This window comes from Paenibacillus sp. W2I17, assembly GCF_030815985.1.
Taxonomy (GTDB): domain Bacteria; phylum Bacillota; class Bacilli; order Paenibacillales; family Paenibacillaceae; genus Paenibacillus.
Map to the genome: position 1 here is coordinate 3730252 of NZ_JAUSXM010000001.1, position 25305 is coordinate 3755556.

A 25305-nucleotide genomic window follows, 5' to 3' on the forward strand; every position below is an offset into this window, starting at 1 on the left:
GATTTTCAAAAAGCGAGTTTGAAATTCACGCCAGACGATTGTCGTTCATACATAATGAAAACACCCTTTCCGGATGGAAAGGGTGTTCGAGTTTGTTTCAGTGTAAATTTTTACATTCAGCCCTGTGGAGGTGTTTGCCCCTCACTTGAGGCTGGTGGATTGGTAGAAGGCGTCGGCTCCTGTGTTGGCGTAGACTGAGCTTTATCAAGCTTGAATGTATCCGATGGGCCTGAAAGTGTATGTTTATTCGTTGTTGTATTTGCAGCAACTGAAAGAATATACACCTTGTACTCGCCTCCTTCCACCAGATTGGCTCCAGTTGAATCTATAGCTGTTTTCGTTAATGTAACTTCAACCGCTGCAGGATTTCCAATTGGGTAGCTAGTGTTAGAGCTTGCTGTAGTAATATCCAAATTATCTGTTCCTTTAACAATAAAGAGTCGGTATGCAGAAATCCCAGTTTCAGAAGTTGGTTTAGCAAAGCTAAGCTTATAACTTGCCTCGGTTACAGTACTTGTATTTTGAAGACCTGTTATAGTGGCAGTTTGAACCACATTTGCTTGTGCAAAGATATTAAACTCATTGGAAGCAGAAGACAGATTGGAAGCACGTGATGTACTGTCCGAAACGGACAAGACAAACACTCTGTACTTCTGTCCAGCTACAAGGGCACTACCATTAATATCTCGATGTCCACCGTTTAGTACTACCGGACTGCCTGCATTGTTTTTGTTAATTTCAATAAAAGAATTAATTCCAAGAGCAGAACTTGTATTGAATGCACTCACTTGGTTAGCAGGCACAATCAGGATACGATAATTGGAGATATTGGTCTCGTTAGTTGCCTTATTGAAGGTTATTGTTACATCCGAAGGCGTTCCAGACTGTCCTTGATCTTTAACGGTTGCATTCACATTACTCGCCACTGCTACAGCGGAATTTGAAGTTAATGTGATTACACTGGAGGCTGACGATAATGCATTTGCCAAAGATGTATTATTATTCACAGCCATCACGTAAACGCGATAGCCTACATCATTACGGATCAAGTCACCATCCACTATTCTCGAACCAGATAAAGTAATCGTCTGGTTGCTTCCAGTTCTACTTACATACGTATAATTCGAGCTATTCACTGTATTGGCTACGTTCAGATTGAAGCTGCCTGCATTTGCATTTTTCACTACAAACACCCGATAATGATTCACATTTGTCTCATCTGCGGATTTAGTGAACGTCACACGCAGATCACGTCCATCTCCAGTATCCCCAATATCAGTTGCAACCACATTGCTCGGAGCCGTTACAGCTGCATTCTGTGCCAACGTAATTTGGGAAGAGTAACCAGACAAAGCATTCTGACTAGAGTTTCCATTATTATTCACTGACAGCACGAATACCCGATAAGCAACGTTATTGGTAATGGTATAACCATTCGTATCTACCGCATAGTTTGGAAGCGTAACGGACAGGTTACCACCTGTTTTACTCACCTGATTGTAGTTGTTTGATGCGTTGGCTGAGCTCAAGGTGAAGTTGCCCGCATTACCGGAGCGAACAACGTATACTCGATATCCAGAGATTCTGGATTCATCCGCGGCCTTGTTGAAAGAAACCCGCAGATCACGCCCATCACCGTAGTCACTAATATCCGCAACAGCCAGGTTGCTAATAACTCCCGCGTTACCGGTCGTTGTTAGTCTCAGCACAGTGGAGGAAGCTGACAGCGCATTGGTGTATCCATTTTGCTGATTGCCCACCGCCATCACAAAGATGCGATAATCTTGCAGATTCGTTACATTATAACCACTTGTGTCCTTCATGGATGAAGGCAATGTCGTTGTAATGTTGTTGCCTGTTTTGTTCACCGTATAGTACAGACTGGAGGACAGGTTGCTTGCCGTTGTCAGATTGAAGTTGCTGGCAACCGAGTTGCGCACCACAAAGACGCGATAATTCGCCACCTTGGACTCATCCGATGAACGGTTGAAACTCACCTGAATGTCACGACCATCTCCATAATCCGAGTTATCCTTCACCTGCGTAATTACCGGAGATGTTGCTGTGTTCACGGACAGCGTAAGTGAAGATGATGCTGCGGACAGCTTGCTGTCTGTTGTTGTATTAGTGCTTACCGATAAGATGTAGACCACATACGCTGTGCCACTTTTAATCATTTCGCCAGACGTATCCCGTGTCGAAGAAGTCAACTGGCTTTTCACTGCGCTACTGTTTCCTTTGTATATGATCGTGGAGTTTGCACTGGACACTTTGTTCGCTGCAGCCAGATTGAACGCAGAAGAGTCCTTCGCTTTAACAACAAAAGCACGATAATACGTAATGTTCGATGTCGTGCTCGGCTGCGTGAAGTTAATCTCCATGTCGCGGCCATCGCCATAGTCACTAATATCTGCGGCACGCAGACTTGTAACCGCCTGTACTGTGGATTTCACATTATTGAGCTTCAATGCTTGGGAAGACCAGTTCAATGCATTTTTATAATTATTGCTGCTGTTACCAACAGTCAGTACATACAGACGATACGTTTCATTACTATTGAGCAAATCCCCGTTTACGTCACGCGTCTGTGCATTAAGTGTCAGTTTCGGGTTGCTGCCATTTGGTGTAACAGATGTATAGTTCGCAGAAGGTACGGCAGTGGCTGAGGACTCCGTGAAGCTATTCACATCGCGAGTTTTCACCAGCATAATTCGGTAAGCAGATACTGCCTTCTCTGAAGTTGGACGTGTGAAGCTCACGGTCAGGTCACGACCATCTCCGTTACTTCCAGATACCGACCCGTAGATGTTCCATGCAGCATATTGTGTCTCATCCACTGGAGGTGTTGCCGTTGTCTTGATATCTACACGCTGATTACGTGAGTTCCAGAACACTTTTTCTCCAAAAGCTTCACTGACAAAACGAATTGGAACCATCGTGTTGCCCTTAATCGTGTTTGCAGGTACATCCAACGATATCGCTTCCCCGTTGATGTATGCCGTTTTGGAACCAAGTGTCAATTTAACTTCCTGATCATCGCGCGTTGCAACAATCGTTTTGGTTCTGTTCGTGTACTGTACCTTCGCATCCAATCCTTCAAAAATCGACCGAAGCGGAACCAGTACGCGTCCACCTTTCATGACAGGTGCCTGAGCAGATGATAGCTCTGCATCATTAATATATATACTGATCCTTGCGGCTGCATCCATAACCGACGTTGGAAGTGCGGACATCAGCATGGCCGATACAGCCAGCGCTGACATTACCTTCTTCACTTGTTTTCCTCCCGCTTTCCTCATATCCCATATCCCCATTCTCGCATTTAGTTAACATCGAAATAGATTCGCTGTTCTTTTCATTAATTCCTGTATTTACCTATGCACAACTAAGACGTTCCGATCAGCTCAAAAGTTTCCAGTTGCACAAAAAATATTTTCGCAGAAATCTTCCTCTATCTTCCACCCTCCAAAAGTTAAAAATAACAGAAGAATTTGTCACCATTCCGCAACCACATCCTGCACCAATTGGGTTAATGTATAGTGACTAGTGAACAACACCTATCATTTTCTCAACTACGGGAGGTTCATATCTATGACATCATCGTTCCAATCTGCCAAACGTAAAGGCATGCGCACCTTCATTACAGCCACCGCCATCCTCATGCTGCTCCAAACGGCTGTCGCTCCATTATCCGGAGTCGCTGCTGCCGCTTCTTCCAGTACAGATACCAAAGTCACGACTGCCAGTTCAACAACGATATATAAAACATTTCAGTCCATGCTCTACAAAAAGAACGGCTTGCCTGCCGCGGATATTTATCTCGAATCTCATATCAATCAAGTTACGACTCATCATGCAACCCTGATGGTCTTACAGCTGGAGAATGCCCGCAACAAGGCGTTAACAGCCATGACGGACCGCCTGCTCGTTCCTAACGTTCAAGACAAGATGATCAAAGCCTACAAGTGGAATGATAGCTTCACCCAACTGATGAGCCGCACCAACGACGCCAGTCTGCGTGCACTGCTCCAGCAAGCACGGGATAGCGGTTATCGCCTGGTTATGCTGGAAGGTTCCCTCTATCCGATCATGAATTATATGGCTTTTCAGAAATATATCTCCTACGTGAAACCAGACATCAAACAATACATTAATATCATGTCAGTCGAAACCAGCAACCTTGCCGCCGATGATGGTGCACTGGTCATTGGCTATCAGGAGATACTCAATCGCGCTTTGAATCAGGAACGATTCCTGAACGAATATCCGATGTCTAATCGGGTACAACAGGTGAAGAACCTGATGAATAACTATACCTTGTATACGTTTTATGGCCTGAATAATACGCCTTTATTTGATTATGAAACGAACAAAATGACAGCCAATGCCCAGAAAGGTTACAAAGCTGTCTTACAACGTAACTCATCCGAAGACAGTGCCTTCCTGACCAAACTCGAAAAGTTCATGGACATCGTAACCGAAGCCAAATTCGAGAAAACGGCTGCTGTCGAGAAATGGCTGGAGCAGAATGTGCCGGTCAGCGACTATGCGAATTATTGAGTTAATCCGCTCCCATGGTTAATATCCGATTCAAATTCAGGCTAAATCCCAACAGATAACCACAAAAAGAAACCGCGACAGGATTTGCTCCTGTCGCGATTTCTTTTTGCTTCTATAGTCAAAACTCACTCAACCCTTCAGCTCCCTGCACTATTGAATCGGTTTGACCATATGATTATACTCATGTCCAGCGATGACAATTACATCGTCTTTGACATATCCCTGCCGTTCGTACAGCATTAGCGCACGGCCGTTGTCCCGTTCTACAATCAGGGATACCTGCGAGTGACCCAGATCACTGCCCTGCTGCTCAAAAGCAGCCATCAGTGCCCGGCCGATGCCCTGCCCCTGATAAGCTTCACTTACCGAGAGAGTATCCAGATAATACTCCCCCGGACGGGTTTCTTTAACCAAAGCATACTTCTCATCCAGGCTTCGTCCAGGTCGATCCAGAATCGGCTGGTCCAGACGATCTGCTTCTCCGCCATCATAGGCTACCAGAATCCCCGCAATCAGCCTATCCTGCTCCATCACTGTCACATGACGATAGCTAATCCGGTTGTCTTCCTGTACATAGAACGCCTGCAAAATCTGCATCGCCTTCTCATGATCCGCCTCACCCGCTAGCGAGTAAGCAATGTCCCCGATCGCCTGATACAGTAACGGAATGACCTGATCTGCATCTTCTATGCGCGCAGGTCTGATCAGAGGAGATGTTTCTTGGTGATCTGACTGCATACTGGAAATCTTCATCAGATTAACATGTTGAACAGATTTAGATTTTTGTTCAGTTCGGTATAGGCGATACCTTTGCGGTTCATGCGTTCAATGAGCGGGTGGTAATCTTCCTTGTACATCAGCTCGATGCCCACCAAGGCAGGGCCATTTTCCTTATCATGCTTTTTCGTATATTCAAACCGGGTGATATCATCATTCTTCCCTAGAACTTCCTCCAGGAATTCACGTAATGCTCCTGCACGCTGCGGGAAATTAACCATGAAATAATACTTCAGACCTTCATAGATCAGGGAACGTTCCTTGATCTCCTGCATCCGGTCGATATCGTTGTTACCGCCACTAATTACGCAGACCACCGTCTTGCCCACGATTTGCTCACGATACTGCTCAAGTGCCGCAACAGCCAAGGAACCGGCAGGCTCGACAACAATCGCATTTTCATTATATAACTCCAGAATAGTTGTGCAGGCTTTGCCTTCTGGCACTTTCACAATGTCATCAAGTATACTATTGCAGATATCAAAGGTGAGATCACCAACACGTTTCACCGCTGCGCCATCCACGAATTTATCAATATCATCCAATGTCACAACCTGTTTGCGGAACATCGCCTCACTCATGGAAGCTGCCCCAAGTGGCTCAACTCCAATGATGCGTGTCTCTGGACTCACGGTCTTCATGTAGGTTCCCACGCCGGCTGCCAACCCTCCGCCACCAATCGTCACGAATACATAGTCGGCATTCTCATCGAGACTTTCCATGATTTCCATCGCTACCGTACCATTACCTGCAATAATCTTCGGTTGATCAAAAGGATGGATGAACGTCATGCCCTGTTCGTCACATGCACGCATTGCTTCTGCATAAGCATCATCATACGTATCCCCGATCAGCACCACTTCAACGTTGCTGCCGCCAAAACGTCTGACCTGCTTCACTTTCTGGTTCGGCGTTGTACTCGGCATGAAGATTTTGCCGTTAATTCCAAGCGCATTACAGCTAAAAGCAACACCCTGAGCATGGTTGCCCGCACTCGCACAGACAATACCCTTCTCCATCTCGGCTGGTGTCAGACTGCGAATCATATTATAGGCACCCCGAATTTTGAACGAACGCACCACTTGAAGGTCTTCCCTTTTCAGATACACATTACAGTTATATTTGGCCGACAATACAGCATCCCGCTGTAACGGCGTTCTAACAATGACCTCACGCAGCACATGATGTGCGCGTACGATATCTTCCATGCCAACACTGGCACGACCGGGACTTGTGGTTCCCGTTGGTTCTTGTTCAACTGGTTTCATGTTGTCTCCACACTCCGCTTTTATGGTCTAGCAATGTCGCGCACTGCTTTTCTTTGTATTGTATCACTTTTGTTCTGTTCTTGCGCCTGAGCTCACATCATTTATCATTCGTACAATTTCATTAATAATGACCTGAGGGTCTGTATAGATAACCATATGTCCCGATTGATCGGCCCCAATCCATCTTGCATTGGATAGCTTGCTCACCGTCTGGCGATGCGCCGTGATGAGGGCAGGTCTGATTTTCCCCTCTCCCTTGCCCGGTTTCGTACCCGAGATCACGCTAACTTCCAGATCACCCAGAGCCGGAGGATGTTCCAGCAGCGCTGCCATGTCATCCAGAAATGTTTTACCTTCCGCAAGCATCGTGCTGGCTGCCCGTACAGTGAAATCCTCCTTGAGGTGATCCGCTGTCACATCGTCAGGCTGAATACTTCCAGCTTTGCTGCCAAGCATCTTATATAAGCCAGTCCGCGCCATGATTGGAATGAGGAAACCGTTAATGGCAAAGCTCTTTTTAGTAAGCTTGGAAAAATACATTTCGCAATGCTCGTCTGATGGATCTACCAGAATAATGCCACGTAATCGAGATAGATGTGCAGCCGCCGCAGCCCGTACAATCGGACCTCCCCAGCTGTGTCCAACCAGAATGAATGGGCCCGGGCCCAGAGCTGTCAGCAGTTCTCCAAGATCCCCTGCAATGCGTTCAAGGCTGCGAGGAGCCAAGTCGACATCACTTCGTCCCGCCCCTGCCCTGTCATACACAACAGCACGTGCATGCTCAGCAATGGCTGGTGCAACCAGTCCCCAGTTCGATCTGGAGGCGCCCATACCGGACTCAAATACAACCGTCAGTTCTCCTGTTCCCATGGACATATAATGTAGTTTGCGACCATCGCGGGTCTGAACAAACTCACTTGAACCAAATGTATGTGAGCTAGGGTTAGGATTCATATTCCCCTCCTGATTACGTGCATAGTCATCTTTCACCGAATCTAATTGAAAATGATTATCAATTACTTCATTATAGAATAATCCATCCTTTACGACAACCATGTTGCTTCAGCAAGTTATAGCAGTCCTGTCACCTCTGTCACATTGTAGGATCATCCCCCATCCCACCGTTCCTTCCCCCCTTTTTCCTTATGCAAAAAGAAAACCCGATCCAGGATCGGATCGGTTCACTGTACCAGCCACTATGCGGCTGGCTATCACATAAACCTTCTTGTTGCTTCGTGCGCAGTTCCTGCACGTATCGCTTAATCCAAGGATGGTCGAATATTCGGTTTAAGGGCGCAGCCCCTTATCCCCGAATACCATGATCCTTGTTGTTCAGCTTCTCCAGAAGTTCATTCATCGCTTCTTCCGTCATGGCCCCACCGCTAAACGCAACAAGTGCACGCAGCGGCATATATTTCATCATCGCATCCATCATATCTGCATGATCCCCGGCATCATCACCGCCGAACCCACTGGCCTCCTGGAATTGTTGCAAAGCTTGGTCCAACAGCTGTTTGTGAGCAGGATCACGCTGGATATCACCCAATGTACTATTACGCGTATAGGTTGGAAGGAATGTCGCTGTAGACTCTACGTTCACACGTGTGTGCACATGAATGTCCCGTGAGGAACTGCCTACCTGAATCTCGAACTCTCCGGTCTCCACATGCCAGTCCTTCATATCTACGTTGTAATAGGCGAATGAACGTTTGTTTAGTGTGAAGCTCACCACTTTTGACTCTCCAGGTTCAAGGGCCACCTTCGCAAATCCTTTCAATTCTCTCACCGGACGAATAACTGTGCTCTCTACGTCGCTGACATAAAGCTGTACAATCTCTTTGCCAGCGATATCTCCGGTATTGGTAACCCGAACATGCACATTCACTTCATCCTGATCCGTCAGTTCTGTGCGATCTACCTTCAGATCAGCATATTCAAATGTCGTATAACTCAGTCCATAGCCAAACGGGAACAGTGGCTCCAGCTCTTTTTTGTCATAATAGCGGTAACCAACAAAGATGCCTTCCCGGTAATCGACACGATCCCCTTCGCCCGGAAAATTCAAGAAGGATGGATTATGGCTGAGCTTGGCAGGGAACGTCTCCGCCAGTTTACCGGATGGATTTACCTCTCCATACAACAAATCAGCTATCGCTCCACCAACGGCCTGCCCGCCAAGATAAGCTTCAAGCACCGCTTGCACCTGCGGCAGCCAAGGCATCTCCACTGGAGATCCGTTACTCAGCACCACGACCACACGTGATTGAACCTTGGCAATCTCTTCGATCAACCGAATATGATTGTCAGGCAGACGCAGATGGGCACGATCATACCCTTCCGATTCATAACGATCCGGCAATCCGACGAACACTACGGCGGTATCCGCCGACTGTGCTGCCTGAACAGCCTCATGCATTAACGTTTCATCCACATCATCCGCTTCAATCCGATAACCCGGGGCATACGAGAAGGTTACACCTTCGCCAGCCACCTGTGTCATCTCTTCCACAATATCATCCACTTTGGTCGGATTAATATGGGAACTGCCGCCGCCCTGGAAGCGAGGTTTACGCGCAAATGCCCCGATTAAAGCCACTTCGCCTTCACGTCCCAGCGGCAGGATACCTTCTTCATTTTTCAGCAAAACCATACTCTCGGCTGCCACCTTGCGCGCAAGGTGGTGATGCTCATCCTTGTTATATGTAGCCCCTTCTTGCTTTTGATCAACAGCATTGAAGATCAGCGTAAGCAGACGCTCCACCGCCCGATCCAGCTTGTCCAGCGGCAGTTGTCCGCTCTCTACGGCATCGATCACTTTACGCTCACCGATTCCACCGCTTGTTGGCATCTCCAATTCCAGTCCTGCTGCAAGGGCGTCTGCACGTTCATTGACCGCGCCCCAGTCTGATACCACAAGACCTTCGTGACCCCATTCGTCTTTCAGAATATCCGTAAGCAACCATTCATTCTCACCTGCATACGTACCGTTCACCTTATTATAAGAACACATCACCGTCCACGGTTGTCCATCCTTCACTGCACCTTCAAAGCTCGCCAGATATATCTCACGCAGCGTCCGTTCATCCACCACCGCATCAATCGACATACGCCGTTCTTCCTGATTATTGACTGCAAAGTGTTTGAGAGATGTACCCACACCCTGACTCTGCACACCCTGAATATGACCGGTAGCCATCTGCGTAGATAACAACGGATCTTCGGAAAAGTATTCAAAGTTACGTCCACCCAGCGGGGAACGTTTAATATTTACACCGGGCCCAAGCAGTACCGCTACATCCTCGGCCTGACATTCCTCACCCAAAGCCACCCCGACCTGGCGCGCCAGCTCCTTGTCCCATGAACTAGCCAATCCTGCCGCAGAAGGGAAACAGGTTGCAGGCACGCTCGACGTCAGACCTAGATGATCTGCACTCCCATCCTGCTTCCGCAGCCCATGAGGTCCGTCCGTCACCATGATGGATGGAATGCCAAGACGCTCCACCCCTTTCAGATGCCAAAAGTCCAGTCCCGAGCACATACCCGCTTTTTCTTCCAGTGTCATCTGCTGTACCAGTTCCTCGATGTTACGTTCCACATTAACCCCTCCAGTTCATGATGTTGATACATAGCTATATCACTAAGCATACAAGGTTATCTACCACACATTCAAATGTTTACCCGGTTAGTAACGGTTACATAACACCAGTCAATCATTTCTTCTTCCTAACGATGATCAAAATAAAAAGGAAAAACAGCCCGATCTTCTCGATCAGGCTGTCTCTATACGTTTCATAACCGTCTATCCACCCAATTTACGCCTGAGTCTTAAACCAAGCTGCCGCAGCTTCTGCTTCGGTACGGGTTAACTGATGACCTTGACGCTCCCAATGCGTGTTTACATCGGCACCTGCACCGCTCAGCAGCGAAGCAAGTTCCTCCGTTTCACGTCTTGGTACAATCGGATCGTTCTCGCCCGCACCAATGAACACAGGCAGACCTTTCAGATCCGGAAGTTCGAGTCCGCGCAGCGGTACCATCGGGTGATGCAGAATTGCACCTTTGAATACATCTGCTTGATGGAAGATCAAACTTGCCGCAATGTTGGCACCGTTAGAGTAACCCAGTGCATACACGTTGGACCGATCGAAGCCATATTCCACCGCAGCTGCATCGACAAAAGATCCCAGCTCAGCCGTACGAGCAATCAGATCCTCTTCATCAAAAACACCTTCAGCCAGGCGCCGGAAGAAACGGGGCATCCCGTTCTCCGATATATTACCCCGCACCCCAAGTATGCCAGCTCCTGGTGCGATCATCTCCGCCAGACCGATCAGATCATTCTCGGTTCCTCCTGTGCCATGAAGCAACAGGATTGTTGGAGCATCCGGCTGAGCACCTGCTTTATAGATATGTTTCATTGTATTGGTTGTGGTCATGATTTGGACTCTCCTTTCCATTCACGTACTTCAATTCGTGACAACAATTGTTCAATCTGTTCACGCTGTGGTTCATACCATTCAGGCAACATCAGTTTCTCACCCATGCTCTCTGCTGGTTCATCCCGTGCAAATCCCGGAGGATCCGTAGCCAATTCGAACAGTATGCCTCCCGGCTCCCGGAAATACACAGCGTTGAAGTATTGACGGTCAATGACTGGCGTTGGATGATACCCGGATTGTTCAAGATCCTGCTGAATTTGTTCATGCTCCACGTAATCTTTGGCACGCCATGCAATATGGTGAACCGTTCCGGCTCCACCAATCCCGCGTTGGATGCCTGTGGACTGAATATCGATGATCTGACCGATATCGCCGCTTGCCTGAAGACGAAGGAGTCCGTTCTCTTCACCGACTTGCTCCAGACCCAGTTTGCTCACCAAGACGTCCATGGTTTTCTCAGGAACGTGGCTGAACAATACGGCTCCGCCAAATCCTTTGATGGCATGCTCCGGTGTCACACCGTTGAAACTCCACTTGCTTGGCTGACCGCCTTCACGCTCAACCAGTTCAAGCAACAGACCACCTTTGTCGAAGAAACGAATGTATTGCTCACCAAATCTGGTTTTATTTTCATATGGAATATCGAAGGAAGCAAGACGTTCTTTCCAGAAAGGCAGGCTTCCTACAGGAACAGCATATACGGTAACTCCAGTCTGACCGGAACCAATGACACCTCTTCTTGAATTTTGCTGTGGGAAAAAGGTAATGATTGTTCCCGGTGCACCCTGCTCATTCCCGTAATACAAGTGATACACGTCTGGTGCATCAAAGTTAATTGTTTTTTTCACCAGTCTGAGCGCCAACACACCTGCATAAAAATCAACGTTTTTCTGTGCATCGTCTACAAAAGCTGTAATATGATGAATTCCTGAAGTTCTGAACATAATCTCCACTCCCTTGGTTTTAGTTGTATCATAGGTTGTTTTTGCTTCTTTTATTTATTGCTTTTTGTTATTTATCTTTAAGTTAAGATTCTTTAAATTTATATTAATCCATTGGACCTCAATATGCAAGCTTTTATTTTAAAATTAAGATTTAATACAAAAAGCAGGCCCCGATCACTCCGGGAACCTGCTTAGCGTTATAACGATTGATTAGGTTGCTTCGTATTTCTGTATCACTTTTGTATTGCTGCTTCTTAAACCAGTTTCATTCTTTTGGGTGGATTCACCAAATCTTTATGCTCGTATTCATCCTTGATATCTCCGACAATCTCTTCAAGGATATCCTCCATCGTAACCATACCTACCGTAGCACCTGCCTCGTTTTTCACGGTTGCAATGTGTACACGGCTCTGCTGCATCTGGATCAGTACATCCTTGATTGGAGAACGCTCGGAGAAACTCGGCGTATTGTGAACAAATGTCTCCATATTGAAGTCTCTGCCCGCTGCTACACTCGTCAGCATTTCTTTCGTGTTAATGAAGCCAACAAAATGAGCCTGATCCCCATTCGCAATAACAGGGTATCTCGTGTATTCGTGTCGATTCAGCGTTTCAATGATCTGATCAAGCGGCATTTCCTTATTTAAAGTAACGATTTTATCTCTTGGAATCATGATCTCCTGAAGCAAACGCTCATCAAAAGCAAAAATGTTTTTGAGATAGTCCAGCTCGGTCTGGTTGATCTCGCCACTCTCATAACTCTGTGCCATAATCAGCTTCAGCTCTTCTTCGGAGTGAACGGTATCATGCCCGGCAGGTTTTACACCAAATATGCCAAGCAACAGACGAGCAGCTCCATTCAGCGCATAGATGAACGGATTCATGATTTTACCGAACCAGTACAGTGGTGGTGCCAACAACAGCGTCATTCTCTCTGCAAATTGAATCGCCAGTGTTTTGGGTGCCAATTCACCAATAACTACGTGCAGGAACGTAATGATCGCCAAAGCGATACCGTAGGAAAGCACGGTGGACAACGCCGCCGGCACTTCCATGCGCTCAAAGAGCGGATGCAGCATTTTCTCAACGGTAGGTTCACCCAAGGCTCCCAATACGAGCGCCGTGATGGTAATCCCCAATTGACATGCTGACAGATAATAATCCAGGTTGTGCGCCACTTTTTTGGCCAGTACTGCCTTTTTGTTCCCTTCCGAGATCAATTGATCGATTCGGGACATCCGTACTTTAAGAATTGCAAATTCGGCTCCAACGAAAAAGGCTGTCAGACCTATAAATACGGCTACTAAAAATAAATTCAAGGCTATTATTCCGTCCAATGATTTCCCTCAGGTTTGAGGGATTCACCTCCAAGTAAAATTTATATTAAGGTTGCACGAGTGACGTTCCGGTGACGGCTCGTTCTTCCGATCGCCATTGCCTCCAAATTTTCCTGATTGTTGTTTTCAAAGGTTTAAAATTGGTTTGCAAACGCGAACGCTACGCTTCTTCAGAATCGATTCCGTCCCCTACACTGTTACGTACGTTGCCAAAACGCTTTAAATTCTGAGGGCAGTAGCCAAATAGGCAAACAAACCCTAGATTACAGTCATGATCGAATCAACCCACTTCACGCCAGATCGCTTGTAGCTTCCTCAACCTGCGCGCCGTTTACCCGCTCCAGAAGAACTTGTTTAATGTGATAGTTCTCGGTGTCCACAACGGTCCAGACATAATCACCGTGTTCTACCGTGTCGCCTTTTTCCACACCTACACCCTTCTGGTATTGGATCCATCCAGCCACGGTATCCATCTCTTCATTCCCTTCAAAGCTAAGCCCGAACTGCCGCTCCACCTCATCCAAAAGTACCCGGCCGTTGATGAGATATTGATTCTCTCCGGTCTCCTGAATATCGGCCACCTCATCAGCATCGAATTCATCACGAATCTCACCGACAAGCTCCTCCAGAATATCCTCCATCGTAATGATTCCCGAGGTGCCGCCGTATTCATCCACGACTACAGCCATGTGTACACGTTCCTGCTGCATTTTAATCATCGCATCCTGGATACTTGTAACTTCGGAAACGAACGGGATCTCACGAACGAACTCGCTCAGCTGATACGATCTTGCAGCAACCATGTCAGGCAAAATCTTTTTTACATTCACAACGCCGATAATGCGGTCCTTGTCCCCATCCTCGATGACAGGGTAACGTGAATAGTTATGTTCATCCAATATAGGAATAATATCGTCATAGGTCATATCCTGATCTAATGTCACCAGTTCCGTACGCGGCACCATGATGTCTTTGGCATCACGTTCGTCGAACACAAATACATTTTCCAGATAAGAAAGCTTGGTCTTGTTGTTCTCGTCACCTTCATAACTCTGGTTCATGATGATTTTGATCTCGTCCTCCGAGTAGGCTTGATCATGTTTGGCAGGCTTTACACCGAATCCCCGCAGAAGAACACGGGAGGCTCCATTAAGCGCCCAGATGAATGGGTACATGACTTTACCAAACCAGTATAGCGAAGGGGAGAGCATCAACGTCAGTTTTTCCGAAAACTGAATCGCCAATGTTTTGGGTGCCATCTCACCAATAACCACGTGCAAGAACGTAACGAGTATAAAGGCAATCGCATAAGAAGCAATCGACGAGATTGAAGCAGGTACGTCTAAATAATTGAATATCGGATATAACAATCTCTCAACCGTCGGTTTTCCGAGTGCACCCAGTCCTAGAGCAGTGACCGTAATACCGAGCTGACAGGCTGACAGATAATAATCCAGGTCCGAGACAACTTTTTTGGCGAGTACTGCCTTTTTATTGCCTTCCGCGACCAGTTGATCCACTCTTGATGTACGAATTTTGACTACAGCAAATTCCGATGCTACGAAAAATGCAGTCAATGCAATCAAGATAATAAGTAAAGCGATATTCAATATGGTAATTATGTCCAATGATTTCCCCGGTTCTCAGGGATTCACCTCCAGAGATAGTTACAGCGTGATCCGTTAATTACGTTAACCATTCATGCGCTGTTTGTCGTTCATCATGGCGTATGCCTTATATGAAATCGAATAATGATCATATTTGTATATGTCCTACGTGTTTGACCTTGTAAAATACAAAACAGGAATTCAAGATGAAGTCAATGACATGCAGAAACTTCTTCATTCAAATCGGGTTACCCCTCATGCTGTCAATTGTTCCTCGCTTAACTCCACCTAGATTCGCCATTTGGACAATTTACAATATCGCCTACCCAATAGATATCCACCTCCCCTCGTACTCATTCCTGTTTCCGAAAAGTATACCATGTTTCCCGCTCAACCATCCAGTTGCACGTTATGGTTTGCCACAAGCTTACAGTATAATGTTCACAAATTAGTCTCTATGTATGTTACGTACTTTATATAATATGATTGATATTACCTCATAATGTGATATTGTTCACATGTTTAGTATAGTCCAATTTATAAAAATACTACCCTTTACTTTAGGGCATTAAACATGCCTGATCTCCCTGATTTAATCCTGTTTCGTATCTTTCCCATATTCTTTTCCGTATGGACAAGTCCGGCCGTATGCACAAGATACATCTATATACGTAGCAAAGAGCCCGCAAGATGCAAATACCTTTCCGGTATACATCTTTACGGGCTCTTATATTCATTCTATACGAGTGCTTTGGCAGCAATATCCGTCCGCTGATGTTTACCATCAAAATGGATACGCTCCGCCTGTTCATAGGCTTTGTTTCTAGCTTCGGCAATATCCGCACCAAGGCCAACTACGCCCAGGATCCGTCCACCATTGGTGATCCAGTCTCCTGCTTCACTACGCGCTGTACCTGCGTGGAATACCACGGCATCTTGCACTTGATCCAGACCTTCAATGACTACGCCTTTGGCATAAGGACCCGGATAACCTCCTGAAGCAAGTACCACACATACTGCGGCATCATCGCTCCATTCAATTTCAATGTCTGCCAGCTTGCCATGAACGGTTGCCCAGAAGATATCGAACAAGTCACTCTTCAGGCGTGGCAATACGACCTGTGTTTCGGGATCACCAAAACGCGCGTTGAACTCAATCGTTTTGGGTTTACCATCTGGTGAGATCATCAGTCCGGCAAACAATACGCCCTGGAATGGACGTCCCTCGGACACCATCGCTTTAGCAGTTGGTTTAATGATCGTCTCCACGGCTTCCTCAATAATAGAAGCAGAGATATGTGGCAAAGGTGAGTATGTACCCATACCGCCTGTGTTTGGCCCTTGGTCATTGTCGAATACAGGTTTGTGATCCTGTGCTGCCGCCATCGGACGAACCGTCTCCCCATCGACAAAAGCCAAAATGGACATTTCCTGACCTGCGAGGAATTCTTCAATGATCACTTTGGCTCCTGCTTCACCAAACACTTTGTCCACCATGATACTGCGAAGTGCCTGATCAGCCTCTTCACGCGAATAAGCTACCGTCACACCTTTGCCCGCTGCCAGTCCATCTGCCTTGATGACAACCGGAATTGCTTGCTCATTCAGGTATGCTTGAGCTTGTTCGTAGTTGTCGAATTTTTCATAGGCTGCGGTTGGAATGTTGTATTTGTGCAGCAGGTCCTTCATGAACGTTTTACTTCCTTCGATCTCTGCTGCATTGCGACGAGGTCCGAATACCGGAATACCTGTCGAATCAAATGCATCCACGATCCCATCCGCAAGCGGATCATCCGGACCAATAACCACCAATCCCACTTTAAGCACTACAGCAAGAGCCGTTAGTTTATCGAATTCATTTACCGCAATGGCATGACACTCAGCGAGCTGAGCAATACCTGCATTTCCCGGTGCACAGTGAATCTTATCTACCTTTGGACTCTTTGCCAGCGCCCAGATGATTGCATGCTCCCGGCCACCGCCGCCTACTACCAGAATATCCATTCGTTCTGTTCCCCCTCCGTGCATAACTGGATTTGTTACGCTATCGCGTATTAAAAAACCTAAAAAAGAGGGGGTGTACCATAAGTCATAAGTATGACTGGCGACACCCCTTATTAAACCTTTTTCGTTCTAGTGTTTGAAGTGACGAACGCCTGTGAAGACCATAGCAATTCCGTATTCATTGGCTACTTTGATGGATTCTTCATCTTTGATCGAACCACCAGGTTGGATCACTGCTGTAATTCCGGCTTTTGCAGCCAGTTCCAGCGTATCACCCATTGGGAAGAACGCATCAGATGCCAGAATAGCACCTTTTGCTTGCTCGCCCGCTTGCTCAATCGCAATTTTGGCTGCACCCACACGATTCATTTGTCCAGCCCCCACACCTACCGTCATGTCATTCGCAGCAAGTACAATCGCGTTGGATTTCACGTGTTTAACTACTTTCCAGCCAAACAAGAGCTGTTTCAGTTCTTCTTCCGATGGTGCACGATCGGTTACAACATTCAACTCGCTCGCTTCAATGGAGTGTACATCGGACTGTTGCACGATCATGCCGCCGTCGATAGACGTTACCACGAATTGGCTCTCCCGTTTACGAGCAGCATTCAGTTCGCCTGTTTTGAGCAAACGAATGTTTTTCTTCTTCGTCAGGATATCGAGTGCCTCTTGTGTAAAGTCAGGGGCAAGTACGATTTCCAGGAAAATCTCGCTCAATTTGCCCGCTGTATCGCTGTCGATAATGCGGTTCGCTGCCACAATGCCACCAAAGATAGACGTTGGATCTGCAGCATATGCTTTGCTGTAGGCTTCATAGATACTTGCACCAATACCCACGCCGCATGGGTTCATATGTTTAACGGCGACAACCGCCGGTTCTTCAAACTCTTTGACAATCTGCAATGCTGCGTTCGCATCGTTGATGTTATTGTAAGACAACTCTTTGCCATGCAATTGCTCGGCGGTTGTCAACGTATCTTGAGCAGCCAGCGGTTTGCGGTAGAATGCCGCCTGCTGATGTGGATTTTCGCCGTAACGCAAATCCTGGAGTTTTTCGTAAGTAACCGTCAGACGCTCTGGCAACGGATCGCCGTTCAGGTTAGAGAGATAGTCAGAAATAACTGCATCGTAAGCCGCTGTATGGCGGAACACTTTTGCCGCAAGCCGTTTGCGAGTTTCGAGAGTGGTATCTCCATCGTTGCGCACTTCCTCCAGCACTTGGCTGTAATCTGCTGTGTCAACAACAACACTAACAAAAGCATGGTTTTTGGCAGCAGAACGAAGCATGGTTGGACCACCTATATCAATGTTCTCGATCGCGTCTTCGTACGTCACATCCGGTTTAGCGATGGTATCTTGGAAGGGGTACAGGTTCACGACAACGAGGTCGATATAATCCAGTCCGTTCTCTTCCATCTGGCGCTTATGCTCTTCGCTGTCACGAACAGCCAGCAACCCACCATGCACTGCCGGATGCAATGTTTTGACACGTCCGTCCATGATTTCCGGGAACCCGGTCACATCCGAAATTCCGATGACAGGTACGCCTTCCTTCGACAACAGGCTGCTTGTACCTCCTGTCGAAATAATCTCCACTCCCATTTGCGACAGCTCGCGGCAAAAGTCCACGATGCCTGTTTTATCCCATACGCTGACCAGCGCTCTTTTGATACTCACAATATGCTCCTCCTTTAATGTCCCATGGCTTCGCGTTTCCTGACGAAACACAGCCGATTTATTTCCCGAGAAATATCACAAAATGCGTACCAATATTCGACTTCTGTTATAGAAGTTGAACCAAGATGTTTACACGGGACACTCCAATGACAGAACAACCTTCCAATCGCTGTTATCCCCAGATTTTTTGATTCCCTTTTCTTAAAGGGAAAATCCGGTGATAAAGGCGAACGCTTCGCTTTTTCAGGTTTTTTCTGTCCTCTCCGTTAATGTGTAAAAAAATTCAACTTATATTAAACCGGCTTGTTAACAGTGACGTGACGTCCGTCTAACTGAACCAGACCTTGGGCGAACCAGGAAACAACTTCGGGGTATAACTGCTGTTCGGCTGCATGAATGGAACGGCTGATTGACTCAGGCGTATCCTCTGGCAAAATGGGAACCGGATGTTGAGCAATAATCGGTCCGGTATCCATGCCTCCGTCCACAAAGTGCACGGTCACACCCGTAACTTTCACACCGTATTCCAATGCCTGTCCAATCGCGTCCTTACCTGCAAATGCCGGTAGCAAGGAAGGATGTATGTTGATCAACCGCCCTGCGTAACGATCCACCACAACAGAAGTCAGCAATCTCATATATCCGGCAAGAACGACCAGGTCGATCTTTTTGGATTCAAGCACTTCCACGATCTCTGCCTCATAGGCTTCACGGGAAGCATAATTTTTCGGAGTAAACAGATGACATTCCACGCCTGCGTCCTGTGCCCGCTGCACAACACGTGCAGACGGTTTATCACACACGAGCAGATCTACGGATGCATTCAGCCCACCGTTCCGTACTGCATCGACCAATGACTGAAAGTTAGTCCCTTCACCCGAGGCAAATACAGCTATGCGGTAGTTCGCCATTAAACATCCGCTCCCGTGAAGGTTACTCGCGCATCTCCTTCGGTAACACGGCCAATGATGTACGCTTCTTCACCAGATGATTTCAATTGTTGTAGAGCTTCCGCTGCATCTGCTTCGTTAACCACCAGTACAAGCCCTACACCCATGTTAAATGTGGTGAACATGTCACGGTTCGAGACAGCACCCTTTTCCTGTAACAGGTTGAAGATTGGCAGGATCGGCCAAGATCCGTAGTCAATATCCACATTTACGTTGCTCGGCAACATACGTGGGATATTCTCGATGAAGCCACCACCTGTAATGTGTGCCATGCCTTTAACTTTTACCTTTTCCAACAGGGACAACAGGGGTTTAACATAGATCTTCGTAGGTTCCAGCAGGGAATCACCCAGCTTACCGCCCAGTTCCGCTACTTCATCATGCAGATCAAGTCCCGCATCTTCCAACAAAAGTCTGCGTACCAGCGAGAATCCGTTACTATGCACACCGCTGGAGGCAAGTCCGATCACTGTGTCGCCAGGTGCGATGGTTGTACCGTTGATGATCTTTGCTTTGTCCACGATGCCTACCGTGAATCCGGCAATATCGTATTCGCCTTCACTGTACATGCCCGGCATCTCCGCCGTCTCGCCACCGATCAGCGCACAACCAGATTGATGACAGCCTTCAGCGATACCCGCAACAATAGCTTCGATCTTCTCAGGAATGACTTTGTCACATGCCAGATAGTCAAGGAAGAAAAGTGGTTCTGCACCCTGTACCACAATGTCGTTCACACACATCGCTACCGCGTCGATTCCGATGGTATCGTGACGGTCCATGGCAAATGCAATTTTCAGCTTGGTGCCTACACCATCCGTACCGGATACAAGCACCGGCTCATCGTATTTATCTTTGTTCAAACCGAACAGGGCACCGAATCCACCCAGATCCGTCATCACTTCCGGACGGAAGGTACGCTTCACGTGTTTTTTCATCCGTTCAACCGCTTCATTACCTGCCGCGATATCGACGCCGGCCTTTTTATATGCTTCAGACAAGTGGAATCATCTCCTTTTTTTTCGCCCCACCTAAATCCTCCCGCCCGGGAGGACCCCATAGGACCTTGGCAGGCCCTCTGGACACCCGCCAAAAAAGCGGTGCAGAGGTGGCTGGTGTGATCTTGCTATGGTTGATTCGTGCGTGATCTTGCGGGATTGTTCGCCGATTCCGTTGGCTGCAAGCCATCGGTCGGCGAACCCCGCTCAGCTACGCTGCGGGCAAGCCCGCTGGGCAGCTGCTTCGCCTGGCTGCCCTGACCCCTATTGCTCCGCAAAGCGGGGCTTAAGGGCTCGGGCTAGGCCCGGGGGCAGCTGGCTTCGCACCGCTTCCTGGGCCCCTGTTGCTCCGCAATGCGGGGCTATAGGGCTAACAGCTACAGCCGAATTTTTCCTCGCCGCCGAAGTCGAGGCGGGTTGGGTAATCATGATCAAAACATGCGAGACATAGTCCGCCTTTAGGATCATCCTGATTATCTCCCTGAATCGATGCAATCAGTCCATCCGGACTGAGGAACTCCAGGGAGTCCGCATTAATTTCACGGCAAATTTCTTCCACCGACAACTGTGAAGCAATTAATTCACGGCTGTCAGGCGTATCAATACCGTAGAAACACGGGTTTTTGAAAGGTGGAGATGTAATACGCACATGAACCTCGGTAGCTCCAGCGTCACGCAGCATGTTCACGATCCGACGGGAGGTTGTTCCCCGTACGATCGAGTCGTCAATCATGACCACACGTTTGCCTTCCACGACGCGACGCACAGCGCTCAGCTTCATCTTTACGCCCTGCTCCCGCAATTCCTGGCTTGGCTGGATAAACGTACGTCCGGTGTATTTGTTCTTGATCATACCCATCTCATACGGAATACCTGTCTGTTCAGCGTATCCAATTGCTGCCGAGATGCTGGAATCTGGTACCCCCGTAACCAAGTCCGCATCCACAAACGACTCAATCGCCATACGGCTTCCCATCCGTTTACGAGCAGCATGCTGGTTCGTACCATTCATATCACTATCCGGACGGGCAAAATAAATATATTCCATCGCGCATAATGCCTTGCGGTGTTTGTGATGATCAAAGCGATCCTCGTGGAGACCATCTGCATCCAGCACAAGCAATTCACCTGGCTCAATATCACGAATCAACTCTGCGCCGATTGTTTCCAGTGCACACGTCTCGGATGCAAACAGATACGCATCTCCCAGCTTACCCATCGTCAACGGACGAAGTCCATGCGGATCGGATGCCACAAGCAGCTTGTCGTTGGTCATGATCAGAAACGCATAACCGCCCACAATGCGCTGGAATGCCTCTTTTGCCGCTTCCACAAGCCCTTTGGAGGATCGTGCAATAAGATGCGCAATAACCTCGGTATCACTTGTTGTTTGGAAAATGGAACCGCTCTGCTCCAGCTCACGCCGGATCGTTGGTGCATTCACAATGTTTCCGTTGGTTGCTACTGCCAGATCACCATCACGGTATTTGAATACCAATGGCTGTGCGTTCGTCAGTTTACTGTCACCACTTGTTGAATAACGGACATGTCCAATGGAAATATCCCCGGTCAACGTCTGCATCAGATCTTTGGTGAACACTTCTTTCACCAGACCCATGCCGCGATGATAGTTAAACTGGCTGCCATCACTCACACACATGCCTGCACTTTCTTCGCCCCGATGTTGCAGCGCATGCAGTCCATAATAGGAGAGCGAAGCCGCGTCAGGGTGTCTGAACACCCCGAACACGCCGCATTCTTCCTTCAATTTGTCGAGTCCTTCCTTGCCGGACCCTTCATTATAATAATCGCCTGTCCACAATGGTCCTGTCGTCAGTTCATGAGACATGGAATCGCATCCTCCCAGACCTGAGCCAAACCTCCTACAGGTTCGCTCACGGCTGATGTTCCGTTCAATTCAATCGTCAGGTTACTTCCTTCTACACGTCCAATAACAGCTACAGGTACACCGCGCTCACGTACAAATGCTTCAAGTTTACCCGCTTGCTCTGGCGTAGCCGACAACAAGATACGGGATTGGCTCTCACTGAACAGGGCGTGATCTGCACGCAATGCAGTCTCCACGTTCACCTGTGCTCCTACGTTACCGCTGATACAAGACTCTGCGAGTGCAACAGCCAAGCCGCCTTCAGACAAGTCATGTGCAGAGCGAACGAGACCGGATTGAATAGCTTCCAGCACCGTGCTGAGCAACGCTTTTTCCGTTTGCAAGTTCAATTCTGGTGGACGACCTTCCGTCTGACCATGAACCGCGTATTGCAGTTCGCTGCCACCCAGTTCAGCTTTTGTTTCACCGAGGAGGATGATAACATCACCTTCGGACTTGAATGCTTGTGTCGTGATATGATCCGTATCATGAACGAGACCTACCATACCGACAACTGGCGTTGGATAGATGGAGCCTTTGGCGTTTTCGTTATACAGACTTACGTTACCACCGATAACCGGCGTATCCAGCACACGGCAAGCTTCTGCCATACCGTCTACCGCTTTCTCCATTTGCCAGAAAATATCCGGCTTCTCCGGGTTACCAAAGTTCAGGTTGTCCGTGATCGCCAGCGGCTCTGCACCGGAACATACAATGTTACGCGCTGCTTCACTTACGGCAATCCGGCCACCAACTTCAGGATCAAGATACACATAACGTCCATTACAGTCCGTTGTCATCGCGAGACCTTTGCGTGTACCACGAATCGTAACTACGGCTGCATCCGAACCTGGACGAACGGCAGTGCTTGTACGCACCATGTAGTCATATTGATCATACACCCATTTTTTACTTGCTACTGTTGGTGAAGCCAATACTTGTTTCAACGCTCCGCCGAGATCCGACACTTCGTCGTAACGAAGCGTGTCGATGGAAGCACTTTGCTCATAATAAGCAGGTACAGAAGAAGGTTTGTCATACACTGGGCATTCGTCCACCAAAGCCGTTACCGGCATATCTCCGACCACTTCGCCGTGGTGAATCAATTTCAGACGTCCGTCATCCGTTACTTTACCGACTTTTGCACAGATTACGCCCCAACGTTCAAAGATTTCCATCGCCTGTGCCTCATCCTTCGGCTCAACGACAAACAACATACGTTCTTGGGACTCAGACAACATCATCTCGTAAGGCGTCATGCCTTCTTCACGTTGTGGTACCTGATCCAGATACAATTCCAGACCGTTACCCGCTTTACTTGCCATCTCTGCACTCGAACATGTTAGACCCGCAGCACCCATATCTTGAATTCCGAGCACGATTCCCGTGTCGATCAATTCCAGACAAGATTCCATTACCAGTTTCTCCATAAACGGGTCACCGACCTGAACCGCTGTCCGTTGAGACTCGGATTCTTCCGTCAGTTCAACCGATGCAAAGGTTGCTCCATGAATACCATCCCGGCCTGTTGGCGGGCCCACATAGTACACCGGGTTACCTACACCTTTAGCTACGCCGCGCTGGATCTTGTCATGATCAATCAGACCCACACACATGGCGTTAACCAGCGGATTGCCTTCATAACTCTCATCAAACATCACTTCGCCCGCAACCGTAGGAATACCGATACAGTTACCGTATCCAGCAATACCCGCTACAACATGTTCGAACAAATATTTAACGCGATCACTCTCCAGCTTGCCAAAACGAAGGGAGTTCAGCAAGGCAACCGGTCTTGCGCCCATGGAGAAAATATCACGGATAATGCCGCCCACACCCGTTGCCGCACCTTGATAAGGCTCAACCGCGGAAGGATGGTTATGGCTTTCAATTTTGAATACAACGGCCTGGTTATCACCGATATCGACGATACCGGCACCTTCACCAGGTCCCATCAGGACACGTGGTCCAGTGGTTGGGAAACGGCGCAGCAATGGCTTGGAGTTTTTATAAGCACAATGCTCGGACCACATTACGCTGAACACACCAATTTCCGTGTAGTTTGGCTTGCGCCCCATGAACTCACAGATCAGCTCATACTCGCTGTCAGATACGCCCATTTGTGCGTAAAGTTTATGTTCTGCGACTTGTTCTGCTGTCGGTTCCTTAGCGGATAGCTGCTGCGTCATGCCGATCCCTCCATGCTTTCAAAATAGATGTAAACATACGTTTGCCGTCTTCCGAACCAAACAGTGAATCCACTGCACGCTCTGGATGCGGCATCATGCCGACCACGTTTCCAGCCTCGTTACAGACTCCTGCAATATCACCCAGGGAACCGTTCGGGTTGGTACCATACGTAAATACGATCTGGTTGTTCGCTTGCAGACTCGCGAGCGTCTCCTCGTCGCAATAATAGTTGCCTTCACCGTGAGCAATCGGGATAATAATCTCTTCGCCGGGTGCATAGTCACGTGTAAATGGTGTATCTGCGTTCGCCACTTTCAAAACCGTATCGTGACAACGGAATTTCAGGGAAGTGTTACGGATCAATGCACCTGGAAGCAATCCCGCTTCCGTCAGGATCTGGAATCCGTTGCAAATACCCAAAATATATTTACCTTGTTCAGCAGCTTTCGCTACCTCGTTCATTACCGGTGCAAAGCGGGAAATCGCTCCGCAACGCAAGTAGTCACCATAAGAGAAACCACCCGGAACTAAAATACAATCATAAGCCGAAAGATCTGTAGCCGTGTGCCATACATAATCAACCTCTTGTCCAATCGCATCTTCCACTGCCTTGTAACAGTCGATGTCGCAGTTGGAGCCAGGGAACACAAGAACTGCAAATTTCAT

Annotated in this window: 17 protein-coding genes; 1 reads left to right on the forward strand and 16 read right to left on the reverse strand. The window is 47.9% G+C overall.

Annotated elements, in window-relative coordinates; translation table 11 throughout:
- Nucleotides 1–116 precede the first annotated feature (116 nt).
- On the reverse strand, nt 117–3275 hold the full coding sequence (locus QF041_RS16520; RefSeq protein WP_307414975.1) for a copper amine oxidase N-terminal domain-containing protein: 3159 nt from the start codon (nt 3273–3275) through the stop codon (nt 117–119).
- Between the two features lie 316 nt (nt 3276–3591).
- Between QF041_RS16520 and QF041_RS16525 the strand changes: the two genes are divergently transcribed.
- On the forward strand, nt 3592–4560 hold the full coding sequence (locus QF041_RS16525) for a hypothetical protein (RefSeq protein WP_307414976.1): 969 nt from the start codon (nt 3592–3594) through the stop codon (nt 4558–4560).
- Between the two features lie 150 nt (nt 4561–4710).
- On the opposite strand, the gene QF041_RS16530 is transcribed toward QF041_RS16525, so the two are convergent.
- From QF041_RS16530 to purQ, 15 genes are all read right to left on the reverse strand, one after another.
- Complete coding sequence (locus QF041_RS16530) at nt 4711–5298, reverse strand: GNAT family N-acetyltransferase (protein ID WP_307414978.1); 588 nt, start codon at nt 5296–5298, stop codon at nt 4711–4713.
- A gap of 14 nt (nt 5299–5312) precedes the next feature.
- A complete protein-coding gene (ilvA, locus tag QF041_RS16535; RefSeq protein WP_017690682.1) occupies nt 5313–6605 on the reverse strand; it encodes a threonine ammonia-lyase IlvA in 1293 nt (430 codons plus the stop codon).
- Nucleotides 6606–6668: 63 nt separating this feature from the next.
- Complete coding sequence (locus QF041_RS16540; RefSeq protein ID WP_307414979.1) at nt 6669–7559, reverse strand: alpha/beta hydrolase; 891 nt, start codon at nt 7557–7559, stop codon at nt 6669–6671.
- 349 nt (nt 7560–7908) lie between these two features.
- On the reverse strand, nt 7909–10200 hold the full coding sequence (locus tag QF041_RS16545) for a beta-glucosidase family protein (RefSeq protein WP_307414980.1): 2292 nt from the start codon (nt 10198–10200) through the stop codon (nt 7909–7911).
- A 217-nt stretch (nt 10201–10417) separates the two neighbouring features.
- Nucleotides 10418–11023, reverse strand: coding sequence for an alpha/beta hydrolase (locus tag QF041_RS16550; RefSeq protein WP_253509378.1), 606 nt, complete (start codon nt 11021–11023; stop codon nt 10418–10420).
- A 14-nt stretch (nt 11024–11037) separates the two neighbouring features.
- Entirely contained in the window at nt 11038–11988 is a 951-nt protein-coding gene (locus QF041_RS16555) for a ring-cleaving dioxygenase (protein WP_373461342.1), read from the reverse strand.
- Between the two features lie 254 nt (nt 11989–12242).
- Complete coding sequence (locus QF041_RS16560; protein ID WP_124118555.1) at nt 12243–13325, reverse strand: hemolysin family protein; 1083 nt, start codon at nt 13323–13325, stop codon at nt 12243–12245.
- A 290-nt stretch (nt 13326–13615) separates the two neighbouring features.
- Complete coding sequence (locus tag QF041_RS16565; protein WP_307414981.1) at nt 13616–14953, reverse strand: hemolysin family protein; 1338 nt, start codon at nt 14951–14953, stop codon at nt 13616–13618.
- Nucleotides 14954–15670: 717 nt separating this feature from the next.
- Nucleotides 15671–16936 carry a phosphoribosylamine--glycine ligase gene (purD, locus tag QF041_RS16570; RefSeq protein ID WP_307414983.1) on the reverse strand — a complete coding sequence of 422 codons (1266 nt, stop codon included), beginning with the start codon at nt 16934–16936 and terminating at the stop codon, nt 15671–15673.
- Nucleotides 16937–17065: 129 nt separating this feature from the next.
- Entirely contained in the window at nt 17066–18613 is a 1548-nt protein-coding gene (gene purH, locus QF041_RS16575; protein ID WP_307414984.1) for a bifunctional phosphoribosylaminoimidazolecarboxamide formyltransferase/IMP cyclohydrolase, read from the reverse strand.
- Between the two features lie 293 nt (nt 18614–18906).
- Nucleotides 18907–19524: a phosphoribosylglycinamide formyltransferase gene (gene purN / locus QF041_RS16580; protein WP_307414985.1), complete on the reverse strand. Its 618-nt coding sequence runs from the start codon at nt 19522–19524 to the stop codon at nt 18907–18909.
- The gene (gene purM / locus QF041_RS16585) at nt 19524–20564 is read right to left on the reverse strand and encodes a phosphoribosylformylglycinamidine cyclo-ligase (RefSeq protein ID WP_307414986.1); all 1041 of its coding nucleotides are present in this window, start codon (nt 20562–20564) and stop codon (nt 19524–19526) included. The genes purN and purM overlap by 1 nt, the downstream gene beginning before the upstream one ends.
- A 367-nt stretch (nt 20565–20931) precedes the next feature.
- Nucleotides 20932–22410, reverse strand: coding sequence for an amidophosphoribosyltransferase (gene purF / locus QF041_RS16590; RefSeq protein ID WP_036606069.1), 1479 nt, complete (start codon nt 22408–22410; stop codon nt 20932–20934).
- Complete coding sequence (purL, locus tag QF041_RS16595) at nt 22395–24638, reverse strand: phosphoribosylformylglycinamidine synthase subunit PurL (RefSeq protein WP_307414987.1); 2244 nt, start codon at nt 24636–24638, stop codon at nt 22395–22397. The genes purF and purL overlap by 16 nt, the downstream gene beginning before the upstream one ends.
- Nucleotides 24616–25305 carry a phosphoribosylformylglycinamidine synthase subunit PurQ gene (gene purQ, locus QF041_RS16600; RefSeq protein ID WP_036606071.1) on the reverse strand — a complete coding sequence of 230 codons (690 nt, stop codon included), beginning with the start codon at nt 25303–25305 and terminating at the stop codon, nt 24616–24618. The genes purL and purQ overlap by 23 nt, the downstream gene beginning before the upstream one ends.

Bases quoted from the DNA above. Each gene is read 5' to 3' on its own strand.
- QF041_RS16525 (WP_307414976.1), top strand. From the start codon at position 3,592: ATGACATCATCGTTCCAATCTGCCAAACGTAAAGGCATGCGCACCTTC.
- QF041_RS16530 (WP_307414978.1), bottom strand. From the start codon at position 5,298: ATGCAGTCAGATCACCAAGAAACATCTCCTCTGATCAGACCTGCGCGC.
- ilvA (WP_017690682.1), bottom strand. From the start codon at position 6,605: ATGAAACCAGTTGAACAAGAACCAACGGGAACCACAAGTCCCGGTCGT.
- QF041_RS16540 (WP_307414979.1), bottom strand. From the start codon at position 7,559: ATGAATCCTAACCCTAGCTCACATACATTTGGTTCAAGTGAGTTTGTT.
- QF041_RS16550 (WP_253509378.1), bottom strand. From the start codon at position 11,023: ATGAAACATATCTATAAAGCAGGTGCTCAGCCGGATGCTCCAACAATC.
- QF041_RS16555 (WP_373461342.1), bottom strand. From the start codon at position 11,988: ATGTTCAGAACTTCAGGAATTCATCATATTACAGCTTTTGTAGACGAT.
- purD (WP_307414983.1), bottom strand. From the start codon at position 16,936: ATGGATATTCTGGTAGTAGGCGGCGGTGGCCGGGAGCATGCAATCATC.
- purN (WP_307414985.1), bottom strand. From the start codon at position 19,524: ATGGCGAACTACCGCATAGCTGTATTTGCCTCGGGTGAAGGGACTAAC.
- purF (WP_036606069.1), bottom strand. From the start codon at position 22,410: ATGTCTCATGAACTGACGACAGGACCATTGTGGACAGGCGATTATTAT.
- purL (WP_307414987.1), bottom strand. From the start codon at position 24,638: ATGACGCAGCAGCTATCCGCTAAGGAACCGACAGCAGAACAAGTCGCA.
- purQ (WP_036606071.1), bottom strand. From the start codon at position 25,305: ATGAAATTTGCAGTTCTTGTGTTCCCTGGCTCCAACTGCGACATCGAC.